The sequence below is a fragment of the Variovorax sp. P4_B11 genome, from assembly GCF_056402355.1.
In genome coordinates, this window is the sequence record NZ_JBFUHO010000070.1 from 1 (window position 1) to 24,058 (window position 24,058).

Below are 24,058 nucleotides of genomic sequence, written 5' to 3' on the forward strand. Positions count from 1 at the left end.
GGTGAAGAACTACGAGGAAGCGCTGGCCACGGCCAACGACACCGAGTTCGGCCTGTCGGCCGGCATCGCCACCACCTCGCTGAAGTACGCGACGCACTTCAAGCGCCACAGCCAGGCGGGCATGGTGATGGTCAACCTGCCGACGGCGGGGGTGGACTACCACGTGCCCTTCGGCGGGCGCAAGGGATCGAGCTACGGCCCGCGCGAGCAGGGCAGGTACGCGCAGGAGTTCTTCACCGTGGTGAAGACCGCCTACACGATGGCCTAGGCAGGACGAATCGCCGACTTCGGCCGAAACGCCTTGCAGATCGCCTCGTCGGTCTCGAGGTACGGTCCGCCGATCAGGTCGATGCAGTAGGGCACGGCGGCGAAGATGCCCGGCACGGCCTGCGAGCCGTCGGCGTTGCGCAGCCCTTCGAGGGTTTCGGCGATCGCCTTCGGCTGGCCCGGCAGGTTGATGATCAGGCTGCGCTCGCGGATCACCGCGACCTGGCGCGACAGGATCGCGGTCGGCACGAAGCGCAGGCTGATCTGCCGCATCTGCTCGCCGAAGCCCGGCATTTCCTTGTGGGCCACGGCCAGCGTGGCTTCGGGCGTGACGTCGCGCAGGGCCGGGCCGGTGCCGCCGGTGGTCAGCACCAGCGAGCAGCCGGCATCGACCAGCGCGATCAGCGCCGTGCTGATGCCGGCCTGCTCGTCGGGGATCAGGCGCGAGTCGAAGGTGATCGGATTGCGCACGGCGCGCTGCAGCCATTCCTTCAGTGCGGGCAGGCCCTTGTCCTCGTAGACGCCGCTGGAAGCGCGGTCGCTGACCGAGACGATGCCGATCCGCACCGGATCGAGCGCTGTCATGCGTCTTCCTCGCGCGACTGCTCCGCGGCCTCGTCACTGAGGTCGGCCGTGCCATGCACGCGCAGCTGGGCGCGCACGAGCTGGAACACCTCGCGGTAGGCCTTGCCCTGGCGTGGGGCAACGCCTGCCGGGCCGGCCTTGATGTCCTTGCGGGCCTGGCGCACCAGCGCGCGCAGCTGCTGCGCGTCGGAGGCGGGGTGGGTTTCGATCCAGCCGCCGAGCGCATCGTCGTCGGCGATCAGCCGGTCGCGCCAGCGCTCGGCGTCGTGCAGCGCCGCGGTCTCCTCGGCCGGCAGGCGATCCTGCTCGGCCAGGGCGGCGCGCACCGCGTCGAGGGTCTCGGCATCGAGGCCGCGCATCAGCTTGCCGATGAACTGCATCTGGCGCCGCTTGCCCTCGAAGTTGGTGATGCGCTTGGCGTCGGCGATCGCGTCCTTGAGCTTGTCGCCCAGGTCAAGGGCGTCGAACAGGCCGGCCCGCAGGCCGAGCAGGGCTTCGCCCAGCGCCTGCAGTTCGGCGCTCTCGCGCTTGAGGTCGGTCTTGCTGGCGGCGTCGGTGCCCTTGAGCTCGCGCTTGAGCTCCAGATCGAGTTCGCTGCCTTCGGCTACGAACTCGCCACGGACGAAGTAGCCTTTTTTGGGTTTGCGGGACATAGATGCAATCGTTGGCCGCACCATCGGGAACAGGGGGCGCAAGTATCATAGCCAACACATGACCACATCTTCATCGCGCGCCGACTCCGGCTTCGCCTACAGCCGTCCCTTCTTCGAAAACCTGGTCGATTCCGCCTTGGCGCATGCCAAGAAGCTCGGAGCGACCGATGCCGGCGCGGAGGCGTCCGAAGGCTGCGGCCTGAGCGTCTCGGTGCGCAAGGGCGAGCTCGAGAACGTCGAGCGCAACCGCGACAAGTCGCTCGGCGTCACGGTCTACGTCGGCCATCGCCGCGGCAACGCCAGCACCTCCGACTTCTCCGAGGCCGCCATCGCGCAGACCGTGCAGGCGGCCTATGACATCGCCCGCTTCACGGCCGAAGACCCGGTCAGCGGCCTGCCCGACGAGGCCGACATCGCCAAGGAGCAGCCCGACCTCGACCTGTTCCATCCCTGGGACATCAGCAGTGAGCAGGCGGCCCGGCTGGCGCTCGAATGCGAGGCGGCGGCCCTCTCGACCGACAAGCGCATCACCAACAGCGAAGGCGCCGGCGTCTCGGCGCAACAGAGCCATTTCTTCAGTGCCCACACGCGGGGCTTCCGCGGCGGCTACGCGAGTTCGCGCCATTCGATCTCGGTGGCGCCGATCGCCGGCCGCGGCGACGACATGCAGCGCGACGCCTGGTACAGCTCGATGCGCTCGGCCGACGAGCTCGCGAGTCCCGCGGCGGTGGGCCGCTACGCCGCCGAACGTGCGCTCAGCCGCCTCAAGTCGCGAAAGATCAAGACCACCGAATGCCCGGTGCTGTTCGAGTCGCCGCTGGCGGCCGGCCTGCTGGGCGGCCTGGTGCAGGCCACCAGCGGCGGTGCGCTCTACCGCAAGAGCAGCTTCCTGCTCGATTCGCTGGGCAAGAAGGTGCTGCCCAAGCACATCGACGTGGTCGAGGATCCGCACGTGCCGCGCGGCAAGGGCAGCTCGCCCTTCGACGACGAAGGCGTGACGACGCGCAAGCGCAAGGTGGTCGACGCCGGACGGCTCGAGGGTTATTTCCTCAGCACCTATTCGGCCCGCAAGCTGGGCATGAAGACCACCGGCAATGCCGGCGGCTCGCACAATTTGACGCTGACTTCCCGCCTGACGAAAAAGGACGACGATCTCGACGCCATGCTGGCCAAGCTCGGCACCGGCCTGCTGGTGATCGAGCTGATGGGGCAGGGGGTCAACTACGTCACCGGCGATTATTCGCGCGGCGCCAGCGGCTTCTGGGTCGAGAAGGGCCGGATCGCGTTCCCGGTGCAGGAGATCACGATCGCCGGCAATCTCAAGGACATGCTGCTGGGCATCGAGGCGGTGGGGGCCGATGCCTACAACTACGGCGCCAAGACCACCGGTTCCGTGCTGGTCAACCGCATGAAGGTCGCGGGGGCATAGGCTCGCCCCCAGGTTGCCCGGCACTTCGTGTCCGGGCGCCCACCCCCTACCGGGGGCAACACCAGCGGCCTGGCAAAGCCAGATCCGCGGTGTTTCACCAACGGGCCTGGCTGCGCCGGCCAAAGCGATCGGCGCAGTGGTTGTCCTAGGCTGCGCGCAGCGCGCCTGTTCGTGAGCAGTCGCGGAACCGGCTTCGCCGGGCCGCTGACTGTGCCCCCGGCAGGGGGTGGGCGCCGACACGAAGTGCCGGGCAACCTGGGGGCGAGCCACATTTCTGTGCGCTGTGCACGATATGGAGCGTGAGGCACCGCAGTGAAGCGTGTTTGGCACCATTTTTGCTTCCTGGTGACGCGCCAGCCCTTGATTCAGGGCTGAATGCACCACATCGACGCAAACTTCAAAAAACAAACTTCATGGACGCACTGACTCGGGGCGCGAACGCGCTATTTCTTCTTCTGGGCGCCATCATGGTGTTGTCGATGCATGCGGGCTTCGCCTTTCTCGAACTGGGCACGGTACGCAAGAAGAACCAGGTCAACGCGCTGGTCAAGATCCTGGTCGATTTCTCGGTCTCGACCATCGTCTACTTCCTGGTCGGCTTCGGCGTCGCCTATGGCACGCACTTCTTCGTCGGCGCCGATCAGCTGGCGCTCGGCAGCGGCTTCGAGCTGGTGCGCTTCTTCTTCCTGCTCACCTTTGCCGCCGCGATCCCGGCGATCATCTCGGGCGGCATCGCGGAACGCGCCAAGTTCTGGCCGCAGCTGATCGCCACGGCGGTCATCGTGGGCTTCGTCTACCCGCTGTACGAGGGCATTGCCTGGAACCGGGCCTTCGGCATCCAGGACTGGCTGGTCCGGGCGACCGGCAATGAATTCCATGACTTCGCGGGCTCGGTCGTGGTCCACGCGATGGGCGGCTGGCTCGCGTTGCCGGCGGTGCTGCTGCTGGGCGCGCGCCGCAACCGCTACCGCGGCGACGGCTCGCTGAGCGCCCATCCGCCATCGAACATCCCGTTCCTGGCCCTCGGCGCCTGGGTCCTGTGCGTCGGCTGGTTCGGCTTCAACGTGATGAGCGCGCAGACGATCGACAAGATCTCCGGCCTGGTGGCGGTGAATTCGCTGATGGCGATGGTGGGCGGCACGCTGGTGGCGCTGGCGCTGGGCAAGAACGATCCGGGCTTCGTCTACAACGGCCCGCTGGCCGGCCTGGTGGCCGTCTGTGCGGGCTCGGACCTGATGCACCCGATCGGCGCGCTGGTGGCGGGTGGCGTGGCCGGCGCGATCTTCGTCAAGCTCTTCACCCTCACGCAGAACAAATGGAAGATCGACGACGTGCTCGGCGTCTGGCCGCTCCACGGCTTGTGCGGCACCTGGGGCGGCATCGCGGCGGGCATCTTCGGCAGCCGGGCGCTGGGCGGCATCGGCGGCGTGAACCTGTGGGCCCAGCTCATCGGCGTGGTGATCGGCGTGGGGTGGGCGCTGGTGGCGGGCGGCGCGGTGTACGGCGTGCTGCAGGCCACGCTCGGACTGCGCCTGTCGCAGGAAGAGGAATACGAGGGGGCCGATTTGTCGATCCACCACATCAGTGCCACGCCCGAGCGCGAAGCCAATTGGTGACTCGCCCCCAGGTCGGGCTCACTGCGTGTAGCCCTCCCACCCCCTACCGGGGGCAACACCGGTGGCCCGGCGAAGCCGGTTCCACGGTGTTTCACCAACGGGCCTGGCTGCACCGGCCGGGCCCGCGCGGAATGCGGCTCAGGGCAGAAGGGCGGCGCGGACTTTTTCGATCACCCGGACGTAGGGGGCTGCGAAGTCGTCCAGCGGGGCGTCGGGCGCCAGCCAGCTGAAGCTGAAGACCAGGCCGTCTTCCTCGGGGCTGCCCGAGGCGACATGTTCGAAGCTTTCGGGCAGCGGCGCTTCGGCGCGCATCAGGTACAGGTGCCAGAGCTGCGGGTGGCGGTGCTTGTTGCCTTCGATGCCGGCCTCGCAGCAGCGGTCGATGGTGCCCAGCGGCAGCAGTTCACCCAGGTAGTCGATGCCGGATTCCTCCAGCAGTTCGCGCCGTACCGCGTCCTCGGGCGCTTCCCCGGCCTCGACGGTGCCCTTGGGCAACTGCATGCTCCGGTCCTCGGGGTGATGGAACACCAGCAGCCGACCCTGGACGTCGACCAGGCAGGCGCAGGCCTTGAGGACCGGGCTTGCCTTCGCCACGCTCAGGCGCCCGAGAGCGCGGCCTTGACGGCGGCGCTGACCTGGCCCATGTCGGCCTTGCCGGCCAGCCGGGTCTTGACTGCGCCCATGACCTTGCCCATGTCGCCCGGGCCCTTGGCGCCGAGTTCGGCGACGATCGCCTTGACCTCGACCGCGACCTCGTCGGCGCTCATGCGCTGCGGCAGGTAGACCTCCAACACCTTGATCTCGGCCGCTTCCTTGTCGGCCAGGTCGGTGCGTCCGCCCTGGGTGAAGGCGGCGACCGAGTCCTTGCGCTGCTTGACCAGCTTGTCGACGATCGCGACGACCATCGCGTCATCGAGTTCGATCCGCTCGTCGACTTCTTTCTGCTTGAGGGCCGCGAGCAGCAGGCGGATGGGACCCAGGCGCTCGGAGTCCTTGGCGCGCATCGCGGTCTTCATGTCTTCGGTGATCTGGTCCTTGAGGCTCATGGCAGGCTTTCGTTGATGGAGCGAAAAACAAAAGCCGCGGCAGGGTTTCCCTGGCGCGGCTCGATCCGGGTTGAACCGGGCGGTGGCCGTGAAGCCAACGCTGCGAAGTGCTTAGTACAGCTTCTTCGGGAGCTGCATGCTGCGCACGCGCTTGTAGTGGCGCTTGACGGCCGCGGCCTTCTTGCGCTTGCGCTCGGCGGTCGGCTTCTCGTAGAACTCGCGAGCGCGCAGGTCGGTCAGCAGGCCGAGCTTTTCGATGGTGCGCTTGAAGCGGCGCAGTGCGACGTCGAAGGGCTCGTTTTCTTTTACGCGGATGGTGGTCATTGAAGGATCGGTTGGTTCAATTTGGCCAGGGGAGATCGAGGCCCCGGGCCGGGGTTCCTCAACTGAAAAATGGGGTGGGCCGTTGAGGGGAGGCCGAAGTTAGCCCAACATTATAGCGTCAGCTTTGCCTTCCGGCGCCAGTGCCTGTGCACAGGCGTGAGCGCTGGCCCACGCCCACTGGAAGTTGTAACCGCCGAGCCAGCCCGTGACGTCCACCACCTCGCCGATGAAGTAGAGGCCGGGCTGCTTCGATTCCAGGGTCTGGGACGAGAGGTCGCGGGTGTCGACGCCGCCGGCCGTCACTTCGGCCTTCTTGTAGCCTTCGGTGCCGCTGGGCGTGATCTGCCAGCGCGCGATGCGTTCCGCCAGGGCGGCCAGCGCCCGGTCGGCGGCTTCGTTGATCGGGCGCTGTAGAGCGGCGTCCTGGCCGACCCAGGCGTCGGCCAGCCGGGAGGGCACCCAGGCGGCCAATTCATTCCCGATCCGCTTGCGGGAGCGCTGCTTGGCCTCGCCGAGGGCGGCCGCGACGTCGGTGCCGGGGGCGAAGTCGAGGGTCAGCGGCGCGCCGGGCTTCCAGTAGCTCGAGATCTGCAGCACCGCCGGCCCCGACAGGCCGCGGTGCGTGAACAGCAGGTCCTCGTGGAAGCTCATGCGCTCCTTCTTGCTGCCGGTCTCGATCTGCACCGGCAGCGCGAGGCCGGCCAGGCCCGCGTAGGGCTCCCAGGCCTCGCCGCCGAAGGTCAGCGGCACCAGGGCCGGCCGCGGCGCGACCACGCGCAGGCCGAATTGGGCCGCGATGCGATAGCCGAAGTCGCTGGCGCCGATCTGCGGGATCGAGAGGCCGCCGGTGGCGATGACGAGGCGAGGCGACTTCATGGTGCCGCGACTGGTTTCGAGGCCGTAGCCGCCTTCTGCCGACCAGGCGATCCCGCCGACGCTGCAGGGCTGCCAGTGGGTCACGCCGCCGGCCGCGCATTCGGCCAGCAGCATGTCGATGATCTGCTGCGACGGGCCATCGCAGAACAGCTGGCCCTTGTGCTTTTCGTGGAAGGCAATGCCATGGCGCTGGACGAGGGCGATGAACTGCTGCGGCGTGTAGCGCGACAGGGCCGAGCGGCAGAAGTTCGGGTTGTCGCCGATGAAGTGCCGCTGCGGCGAGCGCACGTCGAGGTCGCGGTTGGTGAAGTTCGCGCGGCCGCCGCCCGAGATGCGGATCTTCTCGGCGATGCGCTCGCCATGGTCGAGCAGCAGCACCTTCAGGCCGCGCTGGCCTGCGAGGCTGGCGCAGAAGAGGCCGGCAGCGCCGGCGCCGATGACAACGACGTCGAAGGCGTTCAAACGGCCGGGCTCACGGGAGTACCTTCGTGTTGCGCACTGCGGTGCGAGCTTGCTTGGGGCGGCCCGGCGCTGCGCTCATGTGCCGAAGCGGGTCCACGGCAGGCCGGCCGCGGCCAGGCCGCGCAGCACGTCGCCGACCACGATCACCGACGGACTGGTCATCGCCGCGCTCGCGATGTCGGCGCGCAGTTGCGCCAGCGTGGTCGCGATATGGCGCTGCTGCGGCAGGCTGGCGTGCTGGATCACGGCGGCGGGGGTGTCGCCGGGCAGGCCGTGCAGCAGCTCGTGCTGGATGTGCGCGACGCCGGCGACACCCATGTAGATCACCAGCGTCAGGCGGGCGTCGCGCGCGGTGGCGGCCAGCTGGCGCCAGTCGGTCGGGTGCTCGCCGGCCGCGTAGCCGGTCTTGGCATGGCCGGTGACGAACACCACGCCCTGGGCGTGGTCGCGGTGGGTCAGCGGGACGCCCAGCGCAGTGACCGCGGCCAGTCCGGCCGTGATGCCGTTGACCACCCGCACCTCGATGCCGGCCTCGCGCAGGTGCTCGACCTCCTCGCCGCCGCGGCCGAAGATGAAGGGGTCGCCACCTTTGAGGCGCACCACGGTCTCGCCTTCCTGCACCGCGGTGATCATGAGCCGCTCGATGAAGGCCTGCGGCGTGCTGCGGCAGCCGCCGCGCTTGCCGACGTGGACGATGCGGGCGCCCGGTCGGGCATAGGCCAGGACCTCGTCGTTGACCAGGTCGTCGACCAGCAGCACGGTCGCGGCCTGGATCGCCTTGACCGCCTTGAGCGTCAGCAATTCGGGGTCGCCGGGGCCGGCACCGACCAGGGTGCAGCTGCCTTGGGGTGAAAGTGGGCTCATGGGGTCTCCGCGGTTTGCGTTTCTTGCGCGCGCTGCGCCAGTTGAATGATGTGCGCGACCTGCTGCGCGATGGCGCCCGGCACCGGCAGTTCGCCGGCCAGCACGCTGCGGGTGTAGCGGGCCGTGGTCTGGATGTCGATCTCGCTGGGCAGGCCGGGCACTTCGGCCTGGGTGCCGGGCTGCTGCGCCTGCAAGGCGATGCGCTGCCCGCGCACGAAGCCGTCGACCTGCGCGGTGCGGCGCGGATCGGCTGCGCTCTCGCCCTCGAGGCCGCGCGAGAGCAGGGCAGTCATGCCGGTCAGCTCGAAGGTGGCGGCCATCGAGCGCGCGTATTCGGGATGGGTGTAGCTGCCGACCACCACGCAGTCGCCGAGGCCGGGCTGCATCAGCTTGACCACGCTGTGGCCGGGGTTGCGCAGGCCGACCACGCGGCGCACGTCGAGCAGGCGCTTGAGCCCGGGGCTCAGCAGCTCGGTGGGCGCGAACACCGCCTCGCCCTCGGCGATCGGGCGGATCGCCGCCAGCGCCGGCACGTCGAGCGCGGCCAGCACGCTGGACGCCAGCACCCGGGCCGATTCGGTGGCCGCGCCGTGCACCAGCACCGGCAGCCCCTCGCGCGCCAGCAGCAGCGCCAGCAGCGGTGTCAGCACCGGCAGCCGGCGGGCGCCGTTGTAGCTCGGCAGCACCACCAGCGGCCGGTCGGTGGCCGGAAAGCGCGCCAGCCGCGCATGGGTGGCATCGAGGAAACCGGCCAGCTCCTCGGGCGTCTCGCCCTTGATGCGCATCGCCAGGCAAAAGGCGCCCATCTCGAGGTCTGAGATGCTGCCGTCGAGCACCTGGCCGAACAGGTCCGAGGCCTGTTCGCGGGCGAGCGGCTTCGCACCGCGCGCGCCGCGGCCGATTTCCTTGATGTAGTGGCTGATTCCCATGGGTGCTGGATTGTCCCGCATGCCTTATGCCGGTTGGGCAGTGGGCTTATGCCCCGCGGCGGCGGCGCGCACCATGCGCTTGAGCTCGGGCAGGCAGGAGCCGCAGTTGCTGCCGCACTTCAGCGCGCCCTGCAGCCCGGCCAGGCGCTGGTGTTCGTCGCCCGAACCGGTCGCCAGCTGGGCCTCGATGGCGGTCTGCGTGACGCCGAGGCAGCTGCAGATGACCTTGCCGCGCGCGGCCACGCCGGCCGGGGCCGCGGCACCGGGGCGCAGCAGCTGGCGGCCGTAGGCCTGGGCCGGCAGGCGATCCTGCAGCAGCGCCTTGATCCAGGCCTCCGCGCGGGTGTCGCCGCCGAGCAGGAAGCCCTCGAGCCGGGCATCCTCGCCATCGCGCACCAGGCGCACGGCGCGCCGCTGGCCGCGCCGGGCATCGGCATAGCGCAGGGTGTCGCTGCCGCCCAGCGCCAGCAGGCTTTCGATCCGGGCCAGCACGGCGTCGGGCGGGGCCTCGTAGGCCGCGGCGCGGAACAGGATGCCGGTGCGCTCGGGGGCGCTGCCTTCGAGCGCAGCGCCGGCCCCGAAGGGCACGCAGCTGGCGAAGGGAAAGCTCTGCATCAGCCCGCGCAGCACACCGGCGGTGTCCAGCGCCGCGTCCTGCGGCAGCCAGGCGGCGGCGAGCAGCGACCAGGGCAGTTCGGCCTTGAGGATCTTGACCGCCGTGTGCTTGAGCTCGGGCTGCTTCGAGTCGGGGCAGTAGCTCGGCGTGGTGAGCGCGTTGACGCCTGCCAGCCGTTCGCCGGTGCTCGAGCTGCCGCTCAGGTACTCGCCGCCCCAGTGCATCGCGATGAAGGCCTGGGACAGGCCGACCTCGGCGCTGGCCGCGACCGGCAGCACGATCGAGCCGCGGCGCGATGTCACATGCACCAGGTCGCCTTCGGCCAGCTGGCGGCGCGCCATGTCCTGCGGATGCATCTGCACGCTCGGCTCGGCCACGTGGCCGAACAGGCGGCCCAGCGTGCCGGTGCGGCTCATGCCATGCCACTGGTCGCGCAGCCGGCCGGTGTTGAGCGAGAACGGATAGCGCGCCTCGCGGGCCTCGGCCACGGGCTTGTAGGGCGTGTCGACGAAACGGGCACGGCCGTCGGCTGTCGGGAAGACGCCGTCCTCGTAGAGCCGCGCGCGGCCCGTGGCCTCGCCCTCGCGCAGCGGCCATTGCTGCGGCGCGGCCTCGAGCATCGCGTAGCTCATGCCGGTGATATCGAGGTCGCGCCCGCGGGTGCTTTCGCGGTGCTCGTTCCAGACCGATTCGGCGTCGCCGTAGGGGAAGAGGGTGTTCGGCGCGCCGGTACGCGCGAGCCGTGCCTCGAGCCTGCGCGCGAAGGCCACGCCGATCGCCCAGTCGTCGCGGGCCTGGCCCGGCGCCGTGACCGCCGGGCGCACGCGCGAGATCCGGCGCTCGCTGTTGGTGACCGTGCCTTCCTTCTCGCCCCAGGTGGTGGCCGGCAGCAGCAGATCGGCGAAGTCGCAGGTCGAGGTGGTCGAGAAGGCCTCTTGCACCACCACGAACTCGCAGCGTTCGAGCGCCCGGCGCACGGTCGCCTGGTCGGGCATCGACTGCGCCGGGTTGGTGCAGGCGATCCACAGCGCGCGGATCTCGCCGTCGGCGGCGGCCTGGAACATCTCGACCGCAGTCTTGCCGGGCTTCTGGGGGACCTCGGGCACGCCCCAGAGCGCCGCGACTTCGGCGCGGTGCGCGGGGTTCGCAAGATCGCGGTGCGCCGACAGCAGGTTGGCCAGTCCGCCGACCTCGCGGCCGCCCATCGCGTTGGGCTGGCCGGTCAGCGAGAACGGGCCGGCGCCGGGCTTGCCGATCTGCGCCGTCGCCAGGTGCAGGTTGATCAGCGCCGCATTCTTGGCCGTGCCCGAGGACGACTGGTTGAGGCCCTGGCAGTACAGGCTCAGCGTGGCCGCCGAGGTCGCGAACAGGCGCGCGGCCTGCAGCAGGTCGTCCTTGGCGATGCCGCAGACCTGCGCCACGCGGTCGGGCGTGCAGTCGCGCACCGTGGCCTTGAGCGCGTCGAAGCCGCTCGTGTGCTCGGCGATGTAGCGGGCGTCGGTCCAGCCTTCCCACAGCATCAGGTGCAGCATGCCGTTGAACAGCATGACGTCGGTGCCGGGCTGGATCGGTAGGAACAGGTCGGCGATCTCGACCGTGTCGGTGCGGCGCGGGTCGGCCACGATGATCTTCAGCGCCGGGTTGGCGGCCTTCGCGTCCTCGATGCGCCGGAACAGGATCGGGTGCGCCCAGGCCGTGTTGCTGCCGACGATGAACAGGCAGTCGGCGAACTGGAGGTCGTCGTAGCAGGCCGGCGGCGCATCGGCGCCGAGCGTCTTCTTGTAGCCGGCCACCGCGCTGCTCATGCACAGGCGCGAGTTGGTGTCGATGTTGTTGGTGCCGATCAGGCCCTTGGCGAGCTTGTTGAAAACGTAGTAGTCCTCGGTCAGCAGCTGGCCCGAGACGTAGAAGCCCACGGCGTCCGGGCCGTGGTCGCGGATCACCTGCGCGAACTTCTCGACGGCGAGGTCGAGCGCGCCGTCCCAGCTGGTCGGCTCGGGCGCCGAGCCTCGCGTGGCGCGCTGCATGGGCCGCAGCAGGCGCGTCTGCATCGTGACCGCGGCGCTGGCCGTGAGGTGCAGCGTGGAGCCCTTGGTGCACAGGCGGCCGAAGTTGGCCGGGTGTTCGGGATCGCCGCGCACGCCGGTGATCTGCGCGCCATCGGATTCGATGATCACGCCGCAGCCCACGCCACAGTAAGGGCAGGTCGAGCGTGTTTCCTTCATGGCTCGTGACCTTAGACTTCGATGGTGCGCTTGGGGCCAGCGACCGGCCGCGCGAGATCGGTCGCGTGCGATTCGAGCTCCTGCGCATCCAGGTGCACCACGCCATCCGCCACCTGGACCGCGAAGCGTGGCGTGCAGCCTTCGTCGGGCGACTTGGCGCAGCCGTCGTCGATCCCGATCGCCCAGTTGTGCAGCGGGCAGGCCACGCTGGTTCCGAAGACGATGCCCTGGCTCAGCGGGCCGCCCTTGTGCGGGCAGCGGTCGAGCAACGCGAAGACCTGGTTCTCGGCATTGCGGAACACCGCGACGTCGATGCCCGCAGGCCGGGCCACGCGCCGCGCACCCAGTACCGGGATGTCGTCGACGCGGCAGATTGGTTTCCATTCGTTCATGCTCGTGCGCTCCTTCAAACGGTTTGCGGCCGCGTGTCGACCACCGCCACCGGCGTGAACTGGCGGACATCGACCGCGGCCTGGCTCGATTCGAACCACGGATCGGGCTCGCCGTCGAGTGCGAACTGCAGCCGCTCCCACAGCGCCTTGCGGCCCTCGGCGTCCTCCAGGATCTTCTTCTTCACGTAGTCGAGCCCGACGCGGCCGATGTAGTGCACCGTGCGCTCCAGGTACCAGCCTTCCTCGCGGTACAGCTGCAGGAAGGCGCCGGCGTACGCCATCACCTCCTCGGCGCTTTTCACCTTGACCAGGAAGTGCGCCACCTCGGTCTTGATGCCGCCGTTGCCGCCGACGTAGATTTCCCAGCCCGAGTCGACGCCGATCACGCCGACATCCTTGATGCCCGATTCGGCGCAGTTGCGCGGGCAGCCCGAGACCGCCAGCTTGACCTTGTGCGGCGAGTACATCGCCCACAGCGCGCGTTCCAGGTCCTTGCCCATCTGCGTCGAGTCCTGGGTGCCGAAGCGGCACCATTCGCTGCCGACGCAGGTCTTCACCGTGCGCAGCGACTTGGCGTAGGCGAAGCCCGAGGGCATGCCGATGTCCTTCCAGACGTTCTCGAGGTCTTCCTTCCTGACGCCCAGCAGGTCGATGCGCTGGCCGCCCGTGACCTTGACGGTCGGGATCTTGTATTTGTCGGCCGCGTCGGCGATGCGGCGCAGCTCGTCGGGCGTGGTATGGCCGCCCCACATGCGCGGGATCACCGAGTAGGTGCCGTCCTTCTGGATGTTGGCGTGGCTGCGCTCGTTGATGAAGCGGCTCTGCGGATCGTCCTTGGCTTCCTTGGGCCAGGTCGAGATCAGGTAGTAGTTGACGGCCGGGCGGCAGGTCGCGCAGCCGTTGGGCGTGCGCCAGCCGAGATTGCGGTACACCTCGTCGTGCGTCAGGAAGTGCTCCTTGCGGATCGCGTCCCGCACGTCCTGGTGGCTGACGTCGGTGCAGCCGCAGACCGCCTTCTTCTTCGGCGTGGCGGAGTAGTCGCCGCCGGCCGTGAACATCAGGATCTGCTCGACCAGGCCGGTGCACGAGCCGCACGAGGCGCTGGCCTTGGTGTGCTTCTTGACCTCTTCGAGCGTGAACAGCCCCTTGTCCTTGATCGCCTTGCAGATGGTGCCCTTGTTGACGCCGTTGCAGCCGCAGACCTCGGCGTCGTCGGGCATCGTCGCGGCCTTGCTGTGGCCCTCGTGGCCGGTGTCGCCGATGTTCGATTCGCCGAACATCAGCTTGTCGCGGATGTCGTGCACGCTGCGGCCGTCGCGCAAGAGCTTGAAGTACCAGCTGCCGTCGACGGTGTCGCCGTAGAGGCAGGCGCCGACCAGCTTGTCGTCCTTGATCACCAGCTTCTTGTAGACGCCGCCGAAGGGGTCGCTCATCACGATCTCCTCCGTGCCTTCTCCGCCCATGAACTCGCCGGCCGAGAACAGGTCGATGCCCGTGACCTTGAGCTTGGTCGAGGTCAGCGAGCCCAGGTAGCGGCCGATGCCGAACTGCGCCAGGTGGTTGGCCGCCACCTTGGCCTGCTCGAACAGCGGCGCCACCAGGCCGTAGGCGATGCCGCGATGGGCCGCGCACTCGCCGACCGAGTAGATCCGCGCATCGGTCACGGTCTGCATGGTGTCTGTGACGACGATGCCGCGGTTGACGTGCAGCCGGGCCTTCTCGGCCAGCTCGGTGTTGGGCCGGATGCCGACCGCCATCACGACCAGGTCGGCCGCGACCTCGGTGCCGTCCTTGAAGCGGATCGCGGTGACGCGGCCCTCGGGTCCGCCGACCAGCTCCTGCGTCTGCGCGCCCATCAGGAACGTCAGCCCGCGGTCCTCCAGCGACTTCTGCAGCAGCTTGCCGGCGACGTCGTCGAGCTGGCGCTCCATCAGCCAGGGCATCACGTGCACCACGGTCACGGTCATGCCGCGCAGCATCAGGCCGTTGGCCGCTTCCAGGCCCAGCAGGCCGCCGCCGATCACCACCGCGTTCTTGTGCGTCTTCGCGGTCTCGATCATGTAGTCGGTGTCGGCGATGTCGCGGTAGGCGATCACGCCCTTCAGCTCCTTGCCGGGCACCGGCAGCATGAAGGGGTTGGAGCCGGTGCACAGCAGCAGCCGGTCGTAGGCGGCCTCGGTGCCGTCGTCGGCGCGCACGACGCGCTTGACGCGGTCGATCTCCACCACCTTCTTGCCGGCGTGCAACGTGATGCGGTTCTCGGTGTACCACTCCCAGCTGTTGAGCACGATCTCGTCCACCGTCTGCTCGCCGGCCAGCACCGGCGACAGCAGGATGCGGTTGTAGTTGGGGTGCGGCTCGGCGCCGAACACGGTGATGTCATAGAGATCGGGTTCGATCTTCAGCAGCTCTTCGAGCGTGCGCACGCCGGCCATGCCGTTGCCGACCATCACGAGTTTCATCTTCTTCATGGAGGCTGGACCTTTCGTGGAATCAATCAAGCAGGGTGCCCAGCGCGGGCGTGGAGAATCGCGCCATGAGCTTTGAAGTGGACATCGGCTACAGCAGCCAGCGCGGGCCGCGCGAAGTCAACGAGGATTTCGCCGGCACCGTGCGTGCGCCGGCCGGCGAGGAGGCGCGCGGGCTGATCGCCGCCATCGCCGACGGCGTGTCCACCGGCGGCCGTGGACTGGAGGCCGCGCAAACCACCGTCATGGGCCTGTTGGCCGACTACTTCGCGACGCCCGACACCTGGGAGCCGACCGCCGCGCTGGACCGCCTGATTGGCGCCCAGAACGCCTGGCTGGCCGACCACAACCGGCGCCGGCAGGGCGGGGGCACGGCGCTCACCACGCTGACCGCGCTGGTGCTGCATGGCCAGAGCTACACGCTGGCCCATGTCGGCGACACCCGGGCCTGGCGGGTGCGCGAGGGCGGCGAGCCGGCCGTCGCGCTGACCCAGGACCACGCCTTCGAGCACCCGGACCTGCGCAGCCGGCTGACCCGCGCGATCGGCCTCGACGACCAGGTTCGGGTCGACTACGCGCAGGGCGACGTGCGCATCGGCGACTGCTTCGTGCTGACGTCCGACGGCGTGCACGGGGTGCTCAAGGCGCAGCAACTGGCGCGCTTCGCGCTGCAGGGCACGGCGCGGGAGGGCAGCGAGGCGCTGGTGCGGGCGGCGCTGGCGGCCGGCACGCGCGACAACGCCACCGCGCTGGTGATCCGTGTCATCGGGCTCGACGCGCGCCAGCTCGACGACGAGCTCGGCGACGTCCGCCGGCTGGCACCGCCGGCGGCGCTGAAGGTCGGCGACACGATCGACGGCTACGTCATCACGGCGCGGGTCGCCGACACCGGCGTGCACCTGCTCTACCAGGCGCGCCACCCGGTCACGCGCGAACTGGTCGCCATCAAGACGCTGCATCCCTCGCGCGCCGGCGATCCGCAGGAGCGCGCGATGCTGGCGCACGAGGCCTGGCTGGGCCTGCGCGTCAGCGCGCGTGCCGACAGCGGCTTCATCCGCGTGCACGAACGCGCCGAGAACGCCAGCGCGCTCTACGTCGTGTTCGACTGGCATGGCGGCCGGACGCTCGAGCAGCTGCAGAAATCCGGCCCGCGCGGCAGCGCGGCCGAGGTGGTCGCCGCGGCCATCGCGATCGCCAAGGCGCTGGGCCGGCTGCACCGGCACGGCGTGGTGCACCGCGACATCAAGCCCGGCAACCTGCACCTGGGCGATGACGGCCGCTGGCGCATCCTCGACCTGGGCGTCGCGCTGTCCGGCCGCGAAGGCGCGGCGCAGCGCGAGCTGCATGCCGGCACGCCGAGCTACATCAATCCCGAGCAGTGGGAGGGCGCCGTCGCCGATGCGGGCAGCGACCTGTTCGCGCTCGGCGTCACGCTCTACCAATGGCTGGCGGGGCGCCTGCCGTACGGCGAGATCGAGCCCTACCAGCTGGCGCGCTACCGGCGCGACCCGGGGGCGCTGTCGCGCATCCGGCCCGACGTCCCGGTCTGGCTCGACCACCTGGTGTGCAAGGCGGTGGCGCGCGACCCGCGCCAGCGCTTCGAGACCGCCGAGGAGCTGCTGCTGGCGCTCGAGCGGGGCGCTTCGCGTCCGGTCGGCGCGCCGGGCGCCACGCCGCTGATCCGCCGCGATCCGGCCGCGCTCGTCAAGATCGCGCTGGCCGTGTCGCTGCTGCTCAACGCACTGCTCGTGCTGTGGCTGCTGTTCTTGCCCCGTTGACATGATGGGTGGCCTGTTCAACGCTGGCGCGCCGTCTTGCGCGGGGCGGCGTATTTGACCGTCGACGGGGAAGCCGCAGCCCGGGCGCGGCCGCCTTTTTCGGCCCAGGTGCGGGTCCAGCGGATCTGCATCGCGCGCATCACGCCGAGCATCACCAGCGACAGCAGCGCGAAGAAGACGAAGCCCCAGGTGTAGCTGCCCAAGTACTGCTTGGACAGGCCCATCGCGTTGGGCACCAGGCCGCCGCCGAGGGCGCCGATCTCGCCGATCATCGAGCCGGCCACCGCGGTGCTGGCCGGCCAGCGCAGCGGCACCAGCTGGAACAGGGCGCCGTTGCCCGCGCCCAGTGCCGCGAAGCAGACGATCAGCAGCAGCGTGGTGAGCACCAGCGATGCCGACGAGACGCCCACCAGCACCAGCCCGGCCGCCACCACCGTCAGCACCAGCGTCAGCGTGTTGACGCCGCCCCAGCGGTCGGAGATCCAGCCGCCGACGATGCGCACCGCGGCGCCCATGAAGGCGGCCAGCATCGTCAGCTGGCCGGCCTGCACCTTGCTCACGCCGAACTGGTCGTAGTAGTAGGAGGGCAGGAAGGTCGTGAGGCCGATGAAGCCGCCGAAGGTGACGCCGTAGATCAGGCTGAAGACCCAGCCGTCCTTCTCGAACAGGCAGGCGATGTGCGCGCGGAAGCTGGCGTGGCTGTCGATGTCCGGCGGCTCCTTCGCGAACACGATCATCACGATCATCGGCAGCAGGATCGCGCCGGCGGCGACGCCGTACACGCTCTGCCAGCCCAGCCATTGCGCCAGCGGCGGCGCCACCAGCACCGACACCGCGGTGCCGACGTTGCCGGCGCCCACCAGGCCCATCGCCAGCCCCTTGTGCTGCGGCGGGAACCAGCCCGAGCCGAGCGACAGCGCGACGCCGAAGCTGGCGCCCGCGATGCCCAGCAGCACGCCCATCGCGAGCAGGTCGTTGAAGCTCTTCACGAAGAAGAAGCCGAACAGCATCGCCACCGCGATCAGGCCCATCTCGACCAGCGTCGCGTTCTTGCGGCCGATGTACTGCGACAGGATGCCGAGCGGAAAGCGCATCAGCGCGCCGGCGATGATCGGCACCGACAGCATCAGCCCCTTCTGCGCCGGCGAGAGGTCGAAGGTCTCGCCGATGAAGGGCGCCATGGCGCCGTTCAGCACCCAGATGCAGCACGAGAACGAGAAGTACAGAAAGGCCGCGAACAGCGTCGGGCCGTGGCCTGAATGCAGAAATGTCTTGAAGCTGGTGGACATGGCGGTCAATGCGAAATGCCGCGGCGCGGCCGGGAGCGGGCCGTGTCGTCGGACGGGGTTGGGGGGGTGTGGCCGCGGCGGCAGCCGGCAGCCTGAAGGGTGTGTCCGGCCGTGGATCCGCCGGACTGAGGGCAGGAACCTGCCGCTTCACCAATGCGGTGCTTCGTTACGCCGCGACCTGTATTGAGCAAGAGGCGTGCCAAGAATTCGCAGCTCGCCTGGCCTATGCTTTGCATCACTTTCCAATCCCCGCCGTGACCTCTCTTCTCGTCGTTCTTCCCCCTGAAAGCACCGATGGTGCGATGCCCGCGGCGCTCGGCCGGGCGCTGGCCGGTCGCGACATCGTCGCCGTTGCCTGCCGTGATCTGGTGCGCCAGACCGAGATGTCGGCACCACGACAGGTTCTGCTCTGGCTGCCGGCGTCTTTGCCCGACTCGCTCCGCCAGGGGCTGCGGGTCTGGTCGGGCATGCCGCCCTGTGCCCTGAGCCTGGTCAGCGCGCCGCTGGACGCCGACGCGCACGCGCAGCTGGTGGCGCTCGGCGTGCACGCCTGGGCGCCGATCGACGGGTTCGATGCGCCGTCGCTCGAGGCGTTGCTGGCACGGGCCGGTGCTCGCTGGAAGCGCGAGGCCGCGTTGCGCACCGAACTGGACGCCTTTCGCACCCGCCTGGACGAGCGCAAGTGGGTCGATCGTGCCAAGGGGCTGCTGATGTCGGCGCGCGGCATCGGCGAAGACGAGGCCTTCGGCCTGCTGCGCGGTGCCGCGATGCACGCCAACCTTCGGCTCGGCGAGGTCTCGCGCTCGGTGCTCGAGGCCGCGCAGTGGGCCGATGCGATCAACCGTGCCGGCCAGCTTCGCATGCTGTCGCAGCGGCTGGTACGGGTGGCCGCGCAGGGCCTCGCCGGCATCGATGCGCGGCGCGCCCGCGTGCTGCGCACGCAATCCGCGCAGCGGGTGCAGCACAACCTGGATCATCTCGCCACCCTCGCATTGGGCGAGCCCGGCACGAAGGCGCTGGCCATCGTGCGCAGCGCCTGGCAGGACCTGGAGACGGCGCTCGCGGCGCGGCTGGCGCTGCCGGCGCTGGCCGCGGTCGATGCCCGGGCCGAAGCGCTGCGGATGGCCGCCGAAGCGCTGACCGAGGCGCTCGAAGCCTCCGGCGCCCGCCGGGCGCTGCGCATCGTCAATATCTGCGGCCGGCAGCGGATGCGTGCGCAGCGGCTGGCGAAGGACGCGCTGCTGGCCTCGCTGCTGGCCGTGCCGGCGTCACAGGAGCGGCTGGCTGCGACCATGGACGAATTCGAGGCCGCGTTGCGCGAGCTCGAGGCGGCGCCGCTGAGTTCGCCCGAGATCCGTGCCGCGCTGGCGATCGCGCGCGACGAATGGCTGCACCTGATGCACGGCGTGCGCAGCGCCGACAGCGCCGAGGGCCGGGCCTCGCTGGTGCGTGCCAGCGACGCGCTGGTCGACACCTTCGAGCGTCTCACGGCCTCGTACGAGCACAGCTTGCAGGTCATCATGTCCTGACTCCCGGTGCGCCGCAGGCCGAGATCGCCGGCTCAGGCCGCGACCTTCTCCACGTGCGCCTGGCGCGTGTAGAGGAAGTCGATCACGGCCTTGCGCGCATGCACGTAGACCGGATCCTCGGCCAGCTCGACCCGGTTGCGCGGCCGCGGAATGTCGACCGCCAGCACCTCGCCGATGGTGGCGGCCGGGCCGTTGGTCAGCATCACGATGCGGTCGGACAGCAGCACGGCTTCGTCGACATCGTGCGTCACCATCACCACCGTGCTGCGGGTCTTCTGCACGATCGCGAGCAGTTCGTCCTGCAGCTTGGCGCGGGTCAGCGCATCGAGGGCGCCGAAGGGCTCGTCCATCAGCAGCACCTTGGGTTCCATCGACAGCGCACGGGCGATGCCGACGCGCTGCTTCATGCCACCCGAGATCTCGCCCGGGCGCTTCTGCGCCGCCGGCGCGAGGCCGACCAAGGCCAGTGCCGCTTCGGTGCGGGCCTTGAGCTGCGCCTTGTTCTCGGTCGCCGCGAACACCCGCTCGACGGCCAGGTAGACGTTCTCGTAGCAGGTGAGCCAGGGCAGCAGCGAATGGTTCTGGAACACCACCGCGCGCTCCGGCCCCGGGCCCTTGATCTCGCGGTTGGCGCACAGCAGCACGCCCTGGGTCGGTGTCGTCAGGCCGGCGATCAGGTTCAGCAGCGTCGACTTGCCGCAGCCCGAGTGGCCGATCAGCGTGATGAACTCGCCCTTGGCGACCTGCAGGTTGACGTCGCGCAGCGCCAGGAAGCTGCCCTTGGCGGTCTTGAAGCGCTGCTCGACGCCCTGGATCTCGATGTACTTGTTGTCGTCATTCATTGGAAACCTCCGCGCAGCAGCGCTGCGGTATTCGTCTTCGGAGCGGCCGTGCGACTCATGATTTCACCTCCTCGAACGTGAACGCGGTGGCGATCCTGATGAGCGCGAACTCGAGCACCAGGCCGACGATGCCGATGACGAAGATCGCGATGATGATGTTGGCGACGTTGAGGTTGTTCCACTCGTCCCAGACCCAGAAGCCGATGCCGACGCCGCCGGTCAGCATCTCGGCCGCCACGATCACCAGCCAGGCGGTGCCGACCGCCAGCCGCACGCCGGTCAGCATGTAGGGCAACACGGCCGGGAACAGGATCTTGGTGAAGATCTTCCATTCGCTGAGGTTCAGCACCTTGGCGACATTCATGTAGTCGCTCGGCACGCGCTGCACGCCGACCGCGGTGTTGATGATCATCGGCCAGATCGAGCAGATGAAGATGGTCCAGATCGCGGCCGGGTTGGCGCCCTTGAACACCAGCAGGCCGATCGGCAGCCAGGCCAGCGGCGACACCGGCCGCAACAGGCTGATGAGCGGGTTGAACATGCGCGAGAGGAACTCGAAGCGCCCGATCGCGAAGCCGGCCGGAATGCCGACCGCGGCCGCCAGGCCGAAGCCCAGCGCGACGCGCTGCAGCGACGAGAGCACGTTCCAGCCCACGCCCTGGTCGTTCGGGCCCTTGCTGTAGAACGGATCGCTGAAGACCGTGAGCGCCTGCTGCCAGGTCGCCAGCGGCGACGGAAAGCCGGTGGTGCTCTTCAGCGCCACCAGTTCCCAGACCAGGACCAGCAGCGCGAAGCCCAGCAGCGGCGGCAGCACGCGCAGCCACACGGCGCGGAAGTCGCGCGGCGTGCGCGGCGCCGGTTCGACGGCAGCCGGCGCGGCCGCGGGCCTCGCGGCGTGGGTGACAACCTTGGCGGCCGGGACCACCGGCTTGGCCTCGAGGGGGGAATGGAAGACGGCACTGACCATGGCGGGCTCCTCAGGCATGGACCTTGAACGAATCGGCGTACTGCTTCGGGTTCTTGCCGTCCCAGACGACGCCGTCGAACAACTTGCTGCTGCGCATCGTCTCCTTCGGCACCGCGGTCTTGGTGGCGGCGGCGGCCTGCTTGTAGATCTCGATCTGGTTGATCTGCGTCGCCACCTGCAGGTAGTCGGGGTGTTCCTTCAGCAGGCCCCAGCGCTTGTGCTGGGTCAGGAACCACATGCCGTCCGACAGGTACGGGTAGCTGACCGCGCCGTCGGCGTAGAACTTCATGTAGTTGGGGTCGTCCCAGTTCTTGCCGAGGCCGTTGGTGTAGCGGCCCAGGATGCGCTGGTTGATCGCGTCCACGCTGGTGTTGACGTAGCTCTTGTCGGCGATGGTCTCGGCCATCTTGTTCTTGTTCTGCAGGCCGGCGTCGATCCACTTGCCGGCCTCGAGGATCGCGGCGGTCACGGCGCGTGCCGTGTTCGGGTACTTCTTCACGAAGTCGGCGGTGGTGCCGAGCACCTTCTCGGGATGGTCCTTCCAGATGTCCTGCGTCGTGATTGCCGTGATGCCGATGCCGTCCATGATCGCGCGCTGGCCCCAGGGCTCGCCCACGCAGTAGCCGTCCATGTTGCCGACCCGCATGTTGGCCACCATCTGCGGCGGCGGCACGGTGATGACCTTGGCGTCCTTCAGCGGGTTGATGCCGTTGGCGGCCATCCAGTAGTACAGCCACATCGCGTGGGTGCCGGTGGGGAAGGTCTGGGCGAAGGTGTATTCGGCCTTCTCCTTGGCCATGACCTTGGCCAGCGAGGCGCCGTCGACCACCCCCTTGTCGGCCAGCTTCTTCGACAGCGTGATCGCCTGGCCGTTGTTGTTGAGGGTCATGAGCACCGCCATGTCCTTCTTCGGACCGCCGATCCCCAGGTGCACGCCGTAGACCAGGCCGTACAGCACATGGGCGAAGTCGAGTTCGCCGTTGACCAGCTTGTCGCGCACGCCGGCCCAACTGGCTTCCTTGCTCGGCACGATCTTGACGCCGTACTTCTTGTCGATGCCGAGCACCGAGGCCATCACGACGCTGGCGCAGTCGGTCAGCGGGATGAAGCCGATCTTGACTTCCTCCTTCTCGGGCTTGTCCGAGCCCTGGGCCCAGACGGCGGCGCGCAGCGCAGGGTCGAGGCCGACCACGCCCGCGGCGGCGGCCTGCAGTACTCGGCGGCGACTCAGTTTGTGTTTCAGCGCTTCGGTCATGGGGCGTACTCCGGAAATGAAGAATCGATTCGGAAAAACAAAAAGGCGCCCTTACCGCGCACGGGCTGCTCTGAGTCGAGCCCGTGCGAGACAAGGACGCCTTTGTCCGGTTCGGCGGGCCGCATCCGCCGTTGGGTGCCGCCTGCCTGAAGACCTTCGTTGGTCTATGCGTGGAAAGCAAGCAAGTGACGTGCCAGCCATTGGATGCTATGCAAATGAGAGCATTGAAGGCGCGTCAGGACTCGATTTTGCTGGAATCCAGGGGCGAAATCCTGTGCTGCGCAGCGCTTGTGCGGCGCACCATTCCGGGTGTTCGGCGCACTCAGGAAGCCCGGTCGGCGGGCAGGTACTCGGCCATCGCGAGCACCGATTCGGCGACCTCGACCAGCCGCCGTCCCTGGTTCATCGCGGTCTGGCGCAGCATCTTGTGCGCCTCCTCCTCGCTGATGCGGCGATGGGCCATCAGGAGGCCCTTGGCGCGCTCGACCAGCTTGCGCTCGTTGAGGGCGGCGCGCACGGTGTCGAGCTCGTCGCCCATGGCCTGAAGCCGGCGCGACTGTTCCTGCACCATGTCGAGAATCGATCGTTCGAGCTGTCGGCCGTAGGTCGCGCCGGCGGCCGGCGAAGACGGCGAGGGCGTGGCGTCCGGCATGGCGACCGCATCGAGAAAGAAGTCCGCCGCCGTCCCGTTCTCGCCCTGCAGGCTGGCGAGCAGGGTTTCGTGGGCCTGCAATTCCTTGCGGGCCTGCGCGGTCTTCTGCATGCAGAGCTGCCGCAGGTCGGAGGCCAGCCGTTCCTCGATGGCCTGCATGGCGTCGATGCGGCGCGAGCAGCAGTCGAACCAGGCCTGGCTCAGCTCGCTGTCGAGCGCCACGCCGGCCGGTGCCGCGCAGGCGATGCGGCGCATGCGCTCCTGTTCGGCCAGCTGGGCGGGGGCCTGGAGCGCGCCCCAGGCCTGCGTCAGTCCGGGGGCTGCGAAGTCGGTGAAGAGCTGGAAGCAATGCTCCTGCGAGGCGATCAGGTGCAGCCACTGCTGCTGGCGCGCCGCATCGTTGCGGCCGGAAGCGAAGGCCGCGGCGCCGCAGGCCCGTTCCTGGCCCGCGAATTCCTTGCCCTGCATGAAATTGAACAGCGCCACCAGGCGGCGCGAGATTTCCGGGTCGGTGGCGCCGTCGGCGGCCTCGAACACCACCGCGATCAGGCCGGCGACCAGCTTGACGAAGGCCGCGGTCGAACGGCCGGCGTCGAGCTCCAGCGCGCCGATGCGGCGGCGCAGCTCGGGCAGAGCGTCCAGCCCCGGCAGCACCCAGGCGATGCGGCTGAACAGCCGGGCGCCATTGCCGACGCGGCCGCCTTCGGCATCAAGCTGGTCGAAGGCCAGGCGCACGGCTTCTTCCAGCCGCAGGCATTCGGCGATCTGCTCCTCGCGCTGCGGGGCGAAGCGCTGGCCGCGCGAGGCCAGCAGCACATTCGAAATGCCGCGTTCGCGCTGCAAGGCATGGACCAGCCGGCCGATCGTCGCCACCAGTTCGCTGGTGCGCGCAAGCTGTTCCAGCGCGTCGATTTCGCAACGCAGCGCGCCGACCAGGAAGCTCAAACCGGATTTCATCGTGGTGTTTCGACTTCCATCTGCGTCCAATAGGTCC

Annotated in this window: 21 protein-coding genes; 5 read left to right on the forward strand and 16 right to left on the reverse strand. The window is 69.1% G+C overall.

Annotated features, from left to right (window positions below):
- On the forward strand, positions 1 to 268 hold a 268-nt coding region (locus AC1DYD_RS35065; protein WP_478177343.1), incomplete at its 5' end, for an aldehyde dehydrogenase family protein.
- Here AC1DYD_RS35065 and mog read toward each other — a convergent pair.
- The gene (gene mog, locus AC1DYD_RS35070) at positions 265 to 852 is read right to left on the reverse strand and encodes a molybdopterin adenylyltransferase (protein ID WP_478177344.1); all 588 of its coding nucleotides are present in this window, start codon (positions 850 to 852) and stop codon (positions 265 to 267) included. The two genes, AC1DYD_RS35065 and mog, sit on opposite strands and share 4 nt — an antisense overlap.
- Positions 849 to 1,505 carry a ribosome biogenesis factor YjgA gene (gene yjgA, locus AC1DYD_RS35075; protein ID WP_478177345.1) on the reverse strand — a complete coding sequence of 219 codons (657 nt, stop codon included), beginning with the start codon at positions 1,503 to 1,505 and terminating at the stop codon, positions 849 to 851. The genes mog and yjgA overlap by 4 nt, the downstream gene beginning before the upstream one ends.
- A 58-nt stretch (positions 1,506 to 1,563) precedes the next feature.
- Between yjgA and pmbA the strand changes: the two genes are divergently transcribed.
- Together pmbA and AC1DYD_RS35085 are read left to right on the forward strand one after the other, a co-directional pair.
- Positions 1,564 to 2,934 (forward strand): metalloprotease PmbA, encoded by a 1,371-nt coding sequence (gene pmbA / locus AC1DYD_RS35080; RefSeq protein WP_478177346.1) that lies wholly within the window; start codon positions 1,564 to 1,566, stop codon positions 2,932 to 2,934.
- Between the two features lie 413 nt (positions 2,935 to 3,347).
- Positions 3,348 to 4,550, forward strand: a complete 1,203-nt coding sequence (locus tag AC1DYD_RS35085; protein WP_478177347.1) for an ammonium transporter — start codon at positions 3,348 to 3,350, stop codon at positions 4,548 to 4,550.
- A 138-nt stretch (positions 4,551 to 4,688) separates the two neighbouring features.
- Here AC1DYD_RS35085 and AC1DYD_RS35090 read toward each other — a convergent pair whose 3' ends face one another.
- From AC1DYD_RS35090 to nirB, 9 genes are all read right to left on the reverse strand, one after another.
- A complete protein-coding gene (locus AC1DYD_RS35090; RefSeq protein WP_478177348.1) occupies positions 4,689 to 5,144 on the reverse strand; it encodes an NUDIX domain-containing protein in 456 nt (151 codons plus the stop codon).
- 2 nt (positions 5,145 to 5,146) lie between these two features.
- Positions 5,147 to 5,596: a GatB/YqeY domain-containing protein gene (locus tag AC1DYD_RS35095; protein WP_478177349.1), complete on the reverse strand. Its 450-nt coding sequence runs from the start codon at positions 5,594 to 5,596 to the stop codon at positions 5,147 to 5,149.
- A 111-nt stretch (positions 5,597 to 5,707) separates the two neighbouring features.
- The gene (gene rpsU / locus AC1DYD_RS35100; RefSeq protein WP_007833691.1) at positions 5,708 to 5,920 is read right to left on the reverse strand and encodes a 30S ribosomal protein S21; all 213 of its coding nucleotides are present in this window, start codon (positions 5,918 to 5,920) and stop codon (positions 5,708 to 5,710) included.
- A gap of 99 nt (positions 5,921 to 6,019) precedes the next feature.
- The gene (locus AC1DYD_RS35105) at positions 6,020 to 7,258 is read right to left on the reverse strand and encodes a BaiN/RdsA family NAD(P)/FAD-dependent oxidoreductase (RefSeq protein WP_478177350.1); all 1,239 of its coding nucleotides are present in this window, start codon (positions 7,256 to 7,258) and stop codon (positions 6,020 to 6,022) included.
- 75 nt (positions 7,259 to 7,333) lie between these two features.
- Positions 7,334 to 8,122: a uroporphyrinogen-III C-methyltransferase gene (cobA, locus tag AC1DYD_RS35110; protein ID WP_478177351.1), complete on the reverse strand. Its 789-nt coding sequence runs from the start codon at positions 8,120 to 8,122 to the stop codon at positions 7,334 to 7,336.
- Complete coding sequence (gene ybiB / locus AC1DYD_RS35115; protein WP_478177352.1) at positions 8,119 to 9,051, reverse strand: DNA-binding protein YbiB; 933 nt, start codon at positions 9,049 to 9,051, stop codon at positions 8,119 to 8,121. The genes cobA and ybiB overlap by 4 nt, the downstream gene beginning before the upstream one ends.
- A gap of 24 nt (positions 9,052 to 9,075) precedes the next feature.
- Complete coding sequence (locus AC1DYD_RS35120; RefSeq protein WP_478177353.1) at positions 9,076 to 11,892, reverse strand: nitrate reductase; 2,817 nt, start codon at positions 11,890 to 11,892, stop codon at positions 9,076 to 9,078.
- A gap of 11 nt (positions 11,893 to 11,903) precedes the next feature.
- Complete coding sequence (gene nirD, locus AC1DYD_RS35125; RefSeq protein WP_478177354.1) at positions 11,904 to 12,284, reverse strand: nitrite reductase small subunit NirD; 381 nt, start codon at positions 12,282 to 12,284, stop codon at positions 11,904 to 11,906.
- A 14-nt stretch (positions 12,285 to 12,298) separates the two neighbouring features.
- On the reverse strand, positions 12,299 to 14,755 hold the full coding sequence (gene nirB, locus AC1DYD_RS35130; RefSeq protein ID WP_478177355.1) for a nitrite reductase large subunit NirB: 2,457 nt from the start codon (positions 14,753 to 14,755) through the stop codon (positions 12,299 to 12,301).
- A gap of 65 nt (positions 14,756 to 14,820) precedes the next feature.
- Here nirB and AC1DYD_RS35135 point away from each other — a divergent pair, with 65 nt between their 5' ends.
- The gene (locus AC1DYD_RS35135; protein ID WP_478177356.1) at positions 14,821 to 16,530 is read left to right on the forward strand and encodes a bifunctional protein-serine/threonine kinase/phosphatase; all 1,710 of its coding nucleotides are present in this window, start codon (positions 14,821 to 14,823) and stop codon (positions 16,528 to 16,530) included.
- A gap of 17 nt (positions 16,531 to 16,547) precedes the next feature.
- Here AC1DYD_RS35135 and AC1DYD_RS35140 read toward each other — a convergent pair whose 3' ends face one another.
- Positions 16,548 to 17,819 carry an MFS transporter gene (locus AC1DYD_RS35140; RefSeq protein ID WP_478177357.1) on the reverse strand — a complete coding sequence of 424 codons (1,272 nt, stop codon included), beginning with the start codon at positions 17,817 to 17,819 and terminating at the stop codon, positions 16,548 to 16,550.
- 254 nt (positions 17,820 to 18,073) lie between these two features.
- On the opposite strand from AC1DYD_RS35140, the gene AC1DYD_RS35145 reads away from it, so the two are divergent.
- Positions 18,074 to 19,348 carry an ANTAR domain-containing protein gene (locus AC1DYD_RS35145; RefSeq protein ID WP_478177358.1) on the forward strand — a complete coding sequence of 425 codons (1,275 nt, stop codon included), beginning with the start codon at positions 18,074 to 18,076 and terminating at the stop codon, positions 19,346 to 19,348.
- A gap of 32 nt (positions 19,349 to 19,380) precedes the next feature.
- On the opposite strand, the gene AC1DYD_RS35150 is transcribed toward AC1DYD_RS35145, so the two are convergent.
- The 4 genes from AC1DYD_RS35150 to AC1DYD_RS35165 all read right to left on the reverse strand — a co-directional run bounded on the left by AC1DYD_RS35150 (position 19,381) and on the right by AC1DYD_RS35165 (position 24,021).
- Positions 19,381 to 20,190, reverse strand: coding sequence for an ABC transporter ATP-binding protein (locus AC1DYD_RS35150; protein WP_478177359.1), 810 nt, complete (start codon positions 20,188 to 20,190; stop codon positions 19,381 to 19,383).
- Between the two features lie 55 nt (positions 20,191 to 20,245).
- Positions 20,246 to 21,157, reverse strand: a complete 912-nt coding sequence (gene ntrB, locus AC1DYD_RS35155) for a nitrate ABC transporter permease (protein ID WP_478177360.1) — start codon at positions 21,155 to 21,157, stop codon at positions 20,246 to 20,248.
- A gap of 10 nt (positions 21,158 to 21,167) precedes the next feature.
- Positions 21,168 to 22,412 (reverse strand): CmpA/NrtA family ABC transporter substrate-binding protein, encoded by a 1,245-nt coding sequence (locus AC1DYD_RS35160; protein ID WP_478177361.1) that lies wholly within the window; start codon positions 22,410 to 22,412, stop codon positions 21,168 to 21,170.
- Positions 22,413 to 22,734: 322 nt separating this feature from the next.
- On the reverse strand, positions 22,735 to 24,021 hold the full coding sequence (locus AC1DYD_RS35165) for a nitrate- and nitrite sensing domain-containing protein (protein WP_478177362.1): 1,287 nt from the start codon (positions 24,019 to 24,021) through the stop codon (positions 22,735 to 22,737).
- Between the last annotated feature and the right edge of the window lie 37 nt (positions 24,022 to 24,058).

Coding starts and splice junctions, on each gene's coding strand:
- mog (WP_478177344.1), bottom strand. CDS start 852: ATGACAGCGCTCGATCCGGTGCGGATCGGCATCGTCTCGGTCAGCGAC.
- yjgA (WP_478177345.1), bottom strand. CDS start 1,505: ATGTCCCGCAAACCCAAAAAAGGCTACTTCGTCCGTGGCGAGTTCGTA.
- pmbA (WP_478177346.1), top strand. CDS start 1,564: ATGACCACATCTTCATCGCGCGCCGACTCCGGCTTCGCCTACAGCCGT.
- AC1DYD_RS35085 (WP_478177347.1), top strand. CDS start 3,348: ATGGACGCACTGACTCGGGGCGCGAACGCGCTATTTCTTCTTCTGGGC.
- AC1DYD_RS35095 (WP_478177349.1), bottom strand. CDS start 5,596: ATGAGCCTCAAGGACCAGATCACCGAAGACATGAAGACCGCGATGCGC.
- rpsU (WP_007833691.1), bottom strand. CDS start 5,920: ATGACCACCATCCGCGTAAAAGAAAACGAGCCCTTCGACGTCGCACTG.
- cobA (WP_478177351.1), bottom strand. CDS start 8,122: ATGAGCCCACTTTCACCCCAAGGCAGCTGCACCCTGGTCGGTGCCGGC.
- ybiB (WP_478177352.1), bottom strand. CDS start 9,051: ATGGGAATCAGCCACTACATCAAGGAAATCGGCCGCGGCGCGCGCGGT.
- AC1DYD_RS35120 (WP_478177353.1), bottom strand. CDS start 11,892: ATGAAGGAAACACGCTCGACCTGCCCTTACTGTGGCGTGGGCTGCGGC.
- nirD (WP_478177354.1), bottom strand. CDS start 12,284: ATGAACGAATGGAAACCAATCTGCCGCGTCGACGACATCCCGGTACTG.
- nirB (WP_478177355.1), bottom strand. CDS start 14,755: ATGAAGAAGATGAAACTCGTGATGGTCGGCAACGGCATGGCCGGCGTG.
- AC1DYD_RS35135 (WP_478177356.1), top strand. CDS start 14,821: ATGAGCTTTGAAGTGGACATCGGCTACAGCAGCCAGCGCGGGCCGCGC.
- AC1DYD_RS35140 (WP_478177357.1), bottom strand. CDS start 17,819: ATGTCCACCAGCTTCAAGACATTTCTGCATTCAGGCCACGGCCCGACG.
- AC1DYD_RS35150 (WP_478177359.1), bottom strand. CDS start 20,190: ATGAATGACGACAACAAGTACATCGAGATCCAGGGCGTCGAGCAGCGC.
- ntrB (WP_478177360.1), bottom strand. CDS start 21,157: ATGGTCAGTGCCGTCTTCCATTCCCCCCTCGAGGCCAAGCCGGTGGTC.
- AC1DYD_RS35160 (WP_478177361.1), bottom strand. CDS start 22,412: ATGACCGAAGCGCTGAAACACAAACTGAGTCGCCGCCGAGTACTGCAG.
- AC1DYD_RS35165 (WP_478177362.1), bottom strand. CDS start 24,021: ATGAAATCCGGTTTGAGCTTCCTGGTCGGCGCGCTGCGTTGCGAAATC.